The sequence below is a fragment of the Pontibacter vulgaris genome (assembly GCF_022758145.1).
GTDB classification, from domain to species: domain Bacteria; phylum Bacteroidota; class Bacteroidia; order Cytophagales; family Hymenobacteraceae; genus Pontibacter; species Pontibacter vulgaris.
The window spans coordinates 475,049-487,684 of sequence record NZ_JAJVDH010000004.1 but is presented as its reverse complement, the minus strand read 5'-3'; the positions used below and the strand labels follow the sequence as shown (position 1 = coordinate 487,684).

6 protein-coding genes are annotated in these 12,636 nt (G+C 45.5%); all 6 read left to right on the top strand.

Annotation, left to right across the window (positions count from 1 at the left end; genetic code table 11):
* Nucleotides 1-2,480: malectin domain-containing carbohydrate-binding protein (locus tag LWP20_RS12370; protein ID WP_242928456.1), on the top strand; the 2,480-nt coding region annotated here is incomplete at its 5' end.
* Between the two features lie 455 nt (nt 2,481-2,935).
* Complete coding sequence (locus LWP20_RS12365) at nt 2,936-5,845, top strand: Ig-like domain-containing protein (protein WP_242928455.1); 2,910 nt, start codon at nt 2,936-2,938, stop codon at nt 5,843-5,845.
* 101 nt (nt 5,846-5,946) lie between these two features.
* Nucleotides 5,947-7,602, top strand: coding sequence for an alpha-glucan family phosphorylase (gene glgP / locus LWP20_RS12360; protein WP_242928454.1), 1,656 nt, complete (start codon nt 5,947-5,949; stop codon nt 7,600-7,602).
* A 70-nt stretch (nt 7,603-7,672) separates the two neighbouring features.
* Entirely contained in the window at nt 7,673-10,345 is a 2,673-nt protein-coding gene (locus LWP20_RS12355) for a cation-translocating P-type ATPase (RefSeq protein WP_242928453.1), read from the top strand.
* Between the two features lie 65 nt (nt 10,346-10,410).
* A complete protein-coding gene (locus LWP20_RS12350) occupies nt 10,411-11,262 on the top strand; it encodes an ATPase (protein ID WP_242928452.1) in 852 nt (283 codons plus the stop codon).
* A gap of 6 nt (nt 11,263-11,268) precedes the next feature.
* Nucleotides 11,269-12,636 (top strand): MBL fold metallo-hydrolase RNA specificity domain-containing protein, encoded by a 1,368-nt coding sequence (locus LWP20_RS12345; protein ID WP_242928451.1) that lies wholly within the window; start codon nt 11,269-11,271, stop codon nt 12,634-12,636.

The following is a 12,636-nucleotide window of genomic DNA, read 5'->3' as shown; positions in this document are numbered from 1 at the left end:
GCAACGGCACCAGCGCCGTGACCTATACCTTTGATGATTTCTCAGTAGAAGGGGCAACTACTCCGCCACCGGCTGAAAACCAGCCGCCGGTTTTTGTCTCGGGTAGTTATAGTTTTTCAGTTTCTGATGGATCCTCAGTGGGTACCAGTATAGGAAGCGTAAAAGCTAATGATCCGAATGGTGATAATGTAACATACACTATAACAGCTGGTAATACCAATAAAGCCTTTGCGATAAATGCTGTAACAGGTGTTCTAACAGTAGCCAAAAAGTTAAACTTTCATACGCAGACTAGCTATACTTTAACTGTAAGAGCAACTGATGCTGCCGGCCTTTTTGGACAGTCCACGGCTGGTATAAGTATAATACTGGGTGAGACAGTGCCTGCTTTCAGTACTATAAATTGGGGTACTGCTGCAAGCCAGCCTTATACTGTAAGTGAAGCACAAGGAGAGGTGGTGAGTGGCAAACTTTATACTTTTGGTGGCTTCGATAGTCAAAAGTCCGGCTACACACCTACTAGTCGTGCATTTGTTTATGATCCTGGTCTAAATAAATGGATTTCAATTGCACCAATGCCTCCCATGAATGGAACCAACTATGGAGGAGTTACACATGCAGGTTTTGCTACCGATGGAACAGATATATACTTTGCAGGTGGTTATACTTCTAATTCAACCGGTACTGGGCAGATATTCGGCACAAAGGAAGTATGGAAATATATTGTGTCGGAGAACCGCTACGCCAGATTGCCTGATCTTCCTATTGTTATTGCAGCTGGTCAGCTAGAATACCTTAACGGAAAGTTACACCACATAGCGGGTACTAACCAGGCACGTACTCTGGATCTGGGAAATCATTATGTTTTGGATCTGGATAATTTAGGTGCTGGCTGGAAAACTTTGGCAGCATTACCAAATCCACGACAGCATGCAGGATCGGCTGTATTTGAAGGTAAAATTTATTTTATTGGTGGACAAACAGGTCACGACAGTAATTTAGTTACCTCAAAAGAGGTACATCGCTATGATATCATAACTAACAGCTGGACTAAGATGGCTGATTTGCCTGTACCTAGTGGAGCTAACGGGCGTGGTCACATTACATCATCTGTAATTGTGGCAGGCAACAGAATTATTGTTTTAGGTGGGGAAACTGCTCATGGTAGCCGAACTAACATGGTTTCTGCTTACACTCCTTCCTTAAATAGTTGGCAAAACCTAACAGGACTGCCTGCATCTCGTTATTCTGGTGTTGCAGCATTGCTGTATAATAACATTTACTACACAGGAGGTTCAAGCTCAAGTATAACTTATAAAGGCGTACCCTCAATCTCTTCTACACAAAAGTTAGTGAATTTCACGCTGATAAATGCCGATACTAAGCAGGATATCCAGACGATTAATAGTGGTAGCACGATAAATCTAGCCACGTTGCCGACCAGGAATCTTAACATCCGGGCCAATTCAAGTCCGACCACTGTAGGAAGTATAGTATTTGCCTTAACCGGTGCAGAAAGTAAGAATGCGATCGATAATTCTTCACCATATTTTTTGATGGGAGACAATGGTAGCTGGACACCGAAAGTAGGAACTTATACTTTGAAAGGCACACCATATACAGGAGCCGATGGTGCTGGTACAGCTGGCACTTCCCTTACCATTAATTTTATAGTTACGGATGAAAGTTCTCCATCATCCGGCAAATTATTGAATGCAGGGGGGGGGCAATTTACAGACGGGCAGGGCCGCAGCTGGTCGGCAGATGCTTACTTCAGCAGCGGTACGACAGCTGTAAAATCCTTTGATGTGGCCGGCACCACAGATGACGGGCTGTACCTTTCTTACCGTTATGCTGTCTCTTCCAGTTCTTCAACTCCAGGGGCTCCGTTCAGCTACAGCATTCCGCTAAGCTCCGGCACCTATAGCGTGAAGCTGCATTTCACAGAGCCATACTTTAAAGCTGCCAATGCCCGGGTATTTAACGTGGATGCAGAAGGGCAGCGCGTGCTGAGCAATTACGACATCTACGCCCAGGTAGGATACGGCAGGGCAACTGTAAAAACATTTACCAATGTGGCTGTGACCGACGGCACGCTGAACCTGGCTTTCTCCTCGGTGAAAAACAACGCCATTATCTCTGCCATTGAAGTGGTGCAGGAAACTGCTGCAACTAATGCTAGTGCTGGGCAAATAGTAACTATAGAAGGTTTACAAGAGCCTAAGATGCAGGTTTATCCCAATCCAAATAAAGGAGAGAAGCTGTTTGTTATGTTTGAGGGACTCGATCTTAAAGAGAAAGTCAGTATTACCATATATGATATGGCAGGGAGAATTATTCAGAAAGAAGAGTTTAAACCTATTGAGAATGGCCCTTATAAGAGAGAAGTAGTATTACAGCAAACAATGAGAAGCGGTTTATACATTATTAAAGCACATACTGCAAGGGGGGTAGTAGAAACAAAATTAGTTCTGGATTAAGGAAAGACTACAGAGTTCTTTACCTCAACACCTTGAGAGTTTAAATCCTGAAGAGGTAATTTAACTCATTAATTAGATGCGTTTGCTAATTAAAGTATAAATTTAAATAAAATTAATATAATTTATGTCTGAAATAAATTAAAGATTCGTATTTATTAAATCTAATCGCTTCTCTCATAGCAGACATGCAAGATGCCTTATACTCAAAAGTATAATTCAAGATTTCTGATCAGTTATTATGTGAAAATTAACTGCCTAGCCTCTACACTTTAAACTTAATTTCTAGAATTATCCCACTGACTAAAAAATCATAAAGTCATATAGCTAGATTCTGATTTCTGAACTCATCCATACACCAAGTACTTATGAGAAAAACCATTACTACACTTCTTAAGAATACAATAATAAAAAGTGTATTACCAGCATTATTACTTCTGGCATCCTCAACCTATACCTTGGCGCAGTGCCCACCGATAAGCACGCTGCCCTGCGATCAGGTGCAGGTAGCCTTGCCTTACAGCCTCTCCTTTGGCTCGGAGGTGGCAGGCACGCTGGCCGACAAGAGCGGGCTGGGCACAGGTTTTACCCTGGCCGATACTTACTCGGGCACGCGCCACGCAGAGGACGGCAGCCCCAGCAACACGCAGGTGCCGGGCTATGAGCCATCCAAGCTCACCCTCAGCTCAGGTACTCTGAAGTTAGTAACTAATAAAGGTATTGCCTGGTTAACCAATAATAATCAAATCAATACACTTGGAGTGGAGGTGGACTCGCGCAACCGGCTGCAAGTAGACGTAACGCTCATTAACCCGTATTACGGGACAGGATCTCAGCAAGGTGGCCTGTGGCTAGGTTTAAGTGATAAGACCTACATCAAACTGGTTGTAGTGGGCAATAAAGTGGAGCTGCGCCGTGAAGTGAACGATGCATCGGTCAGCTCGGATCAGCGCATCACGGGCACCATATCAGGTTTGAACAGCCAATCGGTGCGGCTGCGGCTGGTTATGGACCCGGCCACGGACCAGGCACAGGGGTATTACTCTACCGATGGCACTACTTACCTAAACGTGGGGGCTTCTTATACTACACCCGCTGTAAGTATAGCAGGTATGGGCCTGACAGCTTCCACAGTCTATGCCGGTATCTTTGCCACTCACCGCAACGGCACCAGCCCTGTTACTTATACTTTCGATAACTTCTCGGTTGCGGAACCTACAACGACAGAGTCACTGAGGCCTTATGTTACGGCGGTACGCCCTGCAGACGGAGCAACTAATGTGCCCTTAGATCAGTCAATCTCAGTAGATTTAGAGTTTCCGAGTGGTAAATCAATAGATGGAAGTACTGTTAATTCTAATACGGTAAAGTTATATACCATAGCTAATGGTGCAAGAACCGAAGTATTTGGAACAGCTGTAAACTCTACAGCGGCAGGAGATGCTATTACGCTTTCAGCTACACTATCGCTTGCTACAACCTATGAATTTGTTATTACTGATCAGGTCAAAGACTTAAATGGTTATGCCATTATTCCATTTAGCTCTCGCTTCACTACCATCACTTCAAACCCTGACACGCCATCTGATTTAGAAGGCGTATCCTTTACTCAGAAAACCGTCATCGACAACAGCTTTGGAAGCTATGGTTTTACTACGTTAGTAATTGGCCCAGACCATCGTTTATACGCAGCATCATCCGGAGGTAAAATTGAAAGATGGGATATAAATGCAGACGGGACACTTAAAAATCATGTAACTATAACATTATTCGGATCAACAGTTCGATTACTGATTGGTTTACGCTTTGATCCATCAGCAACAAGCAGTAATCTAATAGCTTGGGTAAGTCATTCATCCGGAGAGTTCAGTGCTGCGCCTGATTGGTCAAGCAAAATATCAAAAGTAGATCTTACTAATGCTGAAAGTCCTCAGGTTCAGGATTATGTAATTAACCTACCCCGTTCTTACAAAGATCATTCTGTTAACTCTATAGATTTTGGCCCGGATGGTGCTTTATACTTCAATATGGGGAGCAACACAGCAATGGGAGCTCCGGATGCTGCCTGGGGCAACAGACCTGAAAGGCTACTGACTGCAGCTGTGTTACGCTTAGATGTTGAAAGAGCAGAGCAGCTAGGCATACCGATCAATGCTAAAACGGATGAGGGTGGTAACTATAATCCATTTGCTTCAGGAGCCCCATTAACCATTTATGCTAAAGGTATAAGAAATGCCTATGACCTGGTGTGGCACTCCAACGGGCAGTTATATGTACCTACCAATGGCTCCGCAGCCGGAGGAAGTACACCTGCTCTTCCCTCTGGTACAGTATGGTCTAACGGACAAACTTACACCGGACCTGACATACCAGCCATGACAGATGTGCGCGATACACAAAACGATTATTTGTTCCGGGTTCAGAAAGGCGGTTATTATGGACATCCTAATGAATTAAGAAACGAGTATATTCTGAATGGTGGAAATCCTACTTCGGGAGTTGACCCGGCGGAAATAGTCTGGACAATAAGTGGAAAGACTTATGGATATCCGGTTGGCACGCCTAAAGAACCGAACTACCGGGGCTGGTCTTACGATTTTGGTACCAATATTTCTCCAAATGGCGTGATAGAGTATAAGAGCAATGCCTTTGATGGTAAATTAAAAGGCAGACTTTTAGTTTGCCGCTTTAGTGGGGGAGATGATATTATTATATTAGAGCCAGGTGCAACCAGCAAAGATATTGTAAGTGCTGTGCCAGGAATCCAAATTCCTGGACTGCGTAAACCTTTCGCCAATCCTTTAGATATAGTTGAAGATGTTATAACCGGAAATTTGTATATATCAGAGTATTCGGGGGCACCTTTGTTCCAGATTGCGGATGTCTCAGCTTTATGGATCGAATCTCAGATGTACACAAGCGAACTGCACTGGCTAAGCAAGCAGCCCTCCGTTCTGGTTACGTTTGAGGCTTTCCCGGATAAGACATATACAGCGGTTCCAGTATTTGATAACCCAACGGTGGAACCCGGGGAGAAAATCAGCCTGGTGCGCTTCATGATTAAGAATCAAGGAAATAAAATCAAGCCGGGCATGATGGCATACCTGAGCGTACGCAGGAATGAGAAACGTGCCCTGGTCATACCCAAATCCGCCATTTTAATCGGGAGCATGACAACGGCCTGGGTAAAAACAGCTGACGGCATGTACGAGAACAGGGCCATAGATACAGGTATACAAAACAAACTGGAAGTGGAAGTGCTCAGCGGCATAGAAGAGGGCGAAGTGGTGGTGGCTACCGGTGCCTATGCCCTTAAGGGTGCCCAGGTGCTGAAGAGCGGCACCGGCATGGGCGGCATGAAGATGTAGCGTCGCATAAGCGGGATCTGCTACCGGCTTATATCTCTGCTGCTAAGTTTGATACATCGGGAGGCTATGCTAAGCGAGTCTTTACCATAAAAATTAATGCTATGACGGACTTTAAACGGGAATTGCATTCTTACGCTTATCCTGCCGCATACCAGAAGCGTGTGGCTTACTTCTCGATGGAGTTCGCCATTGAACAATACCTCAAGATGTATAGTGGAGGGTTAGGTTTTCTGGCTGGCTCACATATGCGGAGTGCCCATCATTTAAAGCAGAACATGGTGGGGATAGGCATTTATTGGAAGTACGGATACTATGATCAGGTACATAAGTCAGACCAGACCATGGACGTCCTGTTTCTGGAAAAAATTTATTCCTTTCTGCAGAAAACAGACATTCGGTTTGAGGTTACCATAAACCATAACCCTGTTCAGGTAGGTGTTCTATACCTTGCCCCACACGTTTTTAATACTATCCCTATCTTTTTCCTGACTACTGATCTGCCCGAAAACGACTACCTGGCTCAAACTATTACGCACAAGCTGTATGACACGAATCAGGAAGCCAAAATTGCGGCAAGTATTCTACTTGGGGCAGGGGGGCATAAATTGCTGGAAATTTTAGAGCTTGCCCCGGATGTATACCACCTCAACGAGGCACACGCACTGCCACTTGCTTTCTCCTTGTTTCATAAATACAAAAAGGTAGAGGAGGTCAGGAAACGGCTGGTGTTTACCACACACACATCCGAAGCAGCCGGGAATGAGAAAACGGACATACGGCTGCTGGATAAAATGGGCTACTTTATCTACCTGCCATTGGATGAGGTAAGGCACATCACGGGCATAAAAGAAGAAACATTTGACCATACACTGGCTGCCTTACGCTTAGCCCGAAAGGCAAATGCCGTATCCCGTATGCACGGGGAGGTGGTTCAGACGCTATGGGGTGGTCACCCGGAAATTTGCCCTATCACCTATATCACCAACGCGCAAAGCTACGCTTACTGGGCGGACCAGTATCTGTATGATGCCCTCCAGCAAGGGGACGACGAAAAGCTTTTTCTAAGGAAGCGGCAACTTAAAAAACAGCTATTAGAGGTAGTGGCCGATCAAACAGGTGATTTGCTGGACGAGAATGTCTTTACAATCGTTTGGGCACGGCGCTTTGCAGCCTATAAACGGGCAGACCTGATCATGGAAGATATGGCACGCTATGAGCGGATGATAACTGACCCCGATAAACCTGTTCAAGTAATATGGGCAGGGAAGCCATACCCGACAGATTATACTGCTGTTTCTGTGTTTGATAGACTGGTACATCATAGTAAAAAGTATCACCACTGCTCCGTACTGGTGGGGTATGAGCTCAAACTGTCAAAACTCCTGAAACAGGGGGCAGACCTGTGGCTAAGCAACCCGCTGGTAACGCACGAGGCTTCGGGCACAAGCGGTATGTCAGCTGCCATGAATGGTGCTGTTTTGCTTTCAACTGCCGATGGTTGGGTGCCTGAGTTTGTACGGCATGGCAGCAATGGGTTCATGGTACCTACTGTAGACCCCACACTGCCATGGCACGAGCAAAACAGGGTAGACGCAACCAATATTATGGATACACTTCAGCACGATATTCTGCCATTATACTATAACCAACAGGAGAAGTGGTTGTCAATCATAAAGAATAGTATGCAGGACATCATGCCATATTTTGACTCTGATCGCATGGCTCAGGAGTACTACGAGAAGTTATACAATGCTTGATTACACAGCAAGTGATAGGAAGTAGCTTAAGCTTTCACCCGAAGAGAAGTTCAGCATAACAAAAGGAAATATGATCGCTCAACAACCATACACAAAAGACACTGCTATACTTGCCGCCGAAATGCACTCAGAGGTACAGCGGGGGCTTTCGGGCGAAGAAGCAGAAAAGCTGTTAGAGCAATATGGGCAGAATACTATCCAATCTGAAAAGCAGAAAAGTATAAGTGTCATGCTTTTGCAGCAATTCATGAGCCCAATGGTATTGCTGTTGGTAGTCGCTGCCGGGTTATCTTTCCTTTTCAAGGAATGGCTGGATGGAACGGCTATATTGGCCGTGATCATCATCAATGCATTGATTGGCTTTTACATGGAGCTCCAGGCCAATCGCTCCATGAATGCCCTGAAACATATGGTCTCTCTGTCAGCCAAGGTCATTCGCGATGGCAGTCTTCAGGAGGTGCCTTCCGAAAATGTAGTGCCAGGCGATGTGCTTTATGTGGAAGCTGGGGACATGATTCTGGCTGATGCGCGCATTTTCAACGCCACACAGCTGGAGGTGGATGAGTCGGCGTTAACCGGAGAATCACTTCCTGTGGCAAAAAACGGAGCAGTGTTAGCAGGGGAGGTGCCATTGGCTGAGCGGGTTAACATGCTCTTTAAAGGAACGTTTGTGACCAAGGGGAACGCTTATGCCTTAGTGACTGGAACCGGCATGGGCACAGAGCTTGGCAAGATAGCTTCCATGGTACAACAGGCCAAACAAGCCGCCACCCCTTTAGAGAAAAAGCTGGAGCAACTCAGCAAAAAACTAATCTGGATAACAGTAGGGCTGGTAATAGTGATTTTCTTTGCCGGTCTGGCGCAGGGCGCTGAATGGGTGAAGGTAATGGAGGTATCCATTGCGCTGGCGGTGGCTGCCATTCCGGAAGGGCTGCCAATCGTGGCTACACTGGCACTGGCACAGGGCATGCTCCGGATGGCGAGACATCATGTGATTGTTAAAAGGTTGGCTGCCGTAGAAACCCTTGGAGGTACCAATGTGATCTGTACAGATAAAACCGGAACCCTCACCCAGAATATAATATCAGTCAGTACCATTCTCACACCCTCCGGTAGAGCGGAAGTAATATACAGTCCTGACGGGACTGTAGCTGTTCCAAAGGAAGTCCAAAACTCAGTTAACTTTCAAAAGATTGTGGAAGCCACTATTCTTTGTAATACGGCTAACCTAGAGGTGAAGAATAATGTTTTGCGAGAGGTGGGGGATCCGCTGGAAGTAGGTCTACTGAAATTTTCTACTGCTGAGGGTAAAGACATACACCAGGTAAGAGAGCAGTTCCCTAAAACAAGAGAAGAGGCGTTTACCTCTGAGACGAAAATTATGGCTACGCTCCATGAAAACGGGAGTACTTCTATCGTGTTTGCCAAAGGAGCCGTGGAAGAACTGTTACAAAAATGCACCCGGATTCTGCAGGAAGGAGAACTGCAGGATTTTGCAGACAGCCAGAAAGCAGCCTGGATTGCCCAGACTGAGCAGTTGGCTTCGGAAGGCTTGCGGCTGCTGGCCTTTGCTTATAAGGAAACACCCTCCTTACAAGAAAACTTAACGCAGGGACTGGTTTTTACAGGTGTTCTCGGGCTTTTGGATCCTCCGAGACTAGAAGTGTCAGCTGCGCTGAACGAATGTAAGTCCGCAGGTATTAAGGTCATCATGATAACCGGCGACCACCCGGCCACAGCAAGAAACATTGCCTTAAAGCTGGGACTTATAGGCGACAAAGAGCTCCCAATCATGCATGGAAAAGACATGAAGGATTATGCCGACCTAACCAATCAGGATAAAAAAAGGTGGTTGGAAACCGTAGTTTTTGCCCGTGTTACGCCCAAACAGAAGATAGACTTAGTGACGCTACTGCAGGAGAGCAACTACATTGTCGGGATGACAGGGGATGGCGTCAATGATGCGCCGGCAATAAAGAAGGCCGACATTGGTATTGCGATGGGCCTGCGCGGCACACAGGTGGCGCAGGAAGTATCGGACATGGTCTTAAAAGATGACTCTTTTACTTCTATCGTAGTAGCCATCAAACAAGGCAGGATCATCTTTGAGAACATTAAGAAGTTTGTGGCCTATCTGCTTTCCTGCAACCTCAGCGAGCTGTTCGTGGTAGCTTTTTCCTCTGTTTTGAACCTGCATTTTGCGTTGGTGCCGCTGCAAATCCTTTTTATCAATCTTGTTACCGATGTGCTTCCGGCTTTGGCTTTGGGCGTCACAGAAGGGAATGATTTGATCATGAAGAACAAACCACGGAACCCGGATACCCCTATCCTGGACAACCAGCAGTGGAGGGCTATTTTTACCTATGCCGCTGTCATAACGTTCTGTGTGCTGGGTGCGGTGTTTGCCAGTCACTATTTGTATCACCAAACAGAGCTATGGAACCCGCAACTGTGCAACAACATCCTGTTCTTCACGCTGGTGTTCTCTCAGTTATGGCACGTGTTTAACATGGCCTCTGCCAAGGTGGCTTTCTTTAAAAGTGAAGTGGTAAAGAACAAATATGTATGGTATGCGCTTGCCGTATGCATTGTGTTAGTTTCTACTGTGTATTTCACACAGCCACTCAGGGATGTTTTATCAATTTATACTATGAGCAGTATGGACTGGGTTATCAGCCTCGGGTTCAGTTTTCTTTCCCTGCTGATTATTCAGGTTTTGAAAAGAACGGGAGTCGTTACATAATGTAGTCAGGATTTGAAGAGCAAAGACAATAGACTTAGAAAAGAAATAGTAAAATGTCGCCTACTATGTATATACAAAAAGCATCAGGAGAAAAAGTCCCTTTTTCGGAGGTTAAACTGCGTAAGTCCTTAATTAAGGCCGGGGCAGGAAAGAAACTGGCAAATGAGATAGCTCACCAGATAGGGAAAAGTTTAGTACCTGGCTCTTCTACGCAACAAATATATGAAGAGGCGTTCGTGCTATTGGCTAATAAGTCACAGCCTGTCGCTGGAAAATATAAGTTAAAAGCTGCTATCATGGAGTTAGGCCCCTCCGGGTTTCCCTTTGAAAGATATATTGGAGCGATTCTGAAACACCAGGGGTTCGATGTGCAGGTAGGGCAGATCATACTGGGACATTGTGTTAGCCATGAAATTGATGTGATAGCCTTGATGGGAGATCGCCATTTCATGATAGAATGTAAGTTCCACAACCGGCCTGGATTTCGGTGCGATGTGAAGATTCCACTTTATATTCAGTCACGTTTCCTGGATATAGAAAAACAGTGGCTATTGATACCAGGACATGGTACAAAATTTCACCAGGGTTGGGTTGTCACCAATACCCGCTTTACCAGTGATGCCATTCAGTATGGGACTTGCGCCGGCTTACATCTGGTTGGTTGGAACTATCCCCCTAAACATAGCTTAAATGAAATGATTGATGCAGCAGGTTTATACCCGATTACCTGCCTGACATCCCTTACCAAAGCTGAAAAAGACAAATTGCTAGAAAGCGACATCGTGCTTTGCCAGGAGCTATGTGATAATGAGAAGTTGTTGCATAAGCTGGGAATAAGCCCAGAACGAATCCCAACTATCCTGAAAGAAGGGTATGAGTTATGTAATAATCCTGCCTATCAAAATACTTTAAAATGAGAAGTTATGGACTCTAAAATAACTATACAATTCCTGGGAGCCGCAGGTACTGTAACCGGTTCTAAATATCTTGTCAAAGCTGCAGGCAGGCAAATCTTAATTGACTGTGGCTTGTTTCAGGGACTAAAAGAGCTGCGGGAGTTAAACTGGGAGGAGCCGCCTTTGAAGGTAGCAGAAATTGACCTTGTACTACTAACGCATGCGCATCTTGACCATACAGGATATTTGCCTCGCTTGGTAAGTATGGGATTCAAAGGGAGAGTTTTAGGAACAGCACCCACCCTGGCCATAACCGAAATAATTTTAAAGGATAGTGCAAAAATTCAGGAAGAAGATGCTGTTCGTGCAAATAAGCAGGGGTATTCAAAACATAAACCGGCAAAGGCGCTTTACACCCTGCTGGATGTAGAGCGCACAATCGCTTGTTTTTCATCACAACCACTAGATGTGTGGGTTGATTTATACCCAGGTATCCGGGTTCGGTTCAACTATAACGGGCATATCATCGGCGCCACCTTTATTGAGTTAGAGGTAGAGGGGAAAACACTTGTTTTTTCAGGGGACATCGGGAGGGAAAATGATATGCTGCTTTATCCTCCTCATCTGCCGAAGCAGGCGGATGTTTTGCTTATAGAAAGCACCTATGGTAACCGCCTGCACCCTGCTGTAGACGCTGAACTTGAACTAAAAAACTTAATCTGGGAAGTATGGCAAAAGGAAGGGCCTCTTATCATTCCAAGCTTTGCCGTTGAACGTACCCAGAGCTTTTTATTTCTTTTATGGAAAATGAAGCAAAAAAACAGCCTGCCTGACATACCCATCATTATGGATAGCCCCATGGGAAGATCGGTTTTAAATATATTCCATCATGCCCCTGAGTGGCATAAGATGTCTCCTGAAGAATGTGCTGAAATGTGCGAAAATATCAAGGTGGTAAAAAGCATAGCTGAAAGCAAAAGTGCTGTTAATGCTCCTGGTCCGAAGATCATTATTGCTGGAAGTGGGATGGTGACAGGCGGCAGGGTTTTAAGCTACCTGGAAAAACACCTGGATGATCCTGATGCAACTATTTTGCTCATCGGTTACCAGGCGGAAGGGACACGTGGCAGGCAGCTGCAGGAAGGAGCGCAAGAACTGAAAATGTTTGGCCGTTATTTTCCTGTGCGGGCAACTGTTAAAAATATGGAAGGGTTATCGGGGCATGCTGACCAAGGCGAACTTATCAGATGGATGGGAAAGCTGACGAAAGCGCCTGAAACCATATTTATTGTCCACGGGGAAATGCCGGCTGCAGAAGCCCTGCGTAACAAAATAAAAGAAGTTTATGGCTGGGAGGCCACGCTTCCTGCCTTGTATAGCATTCACGAGGTATAG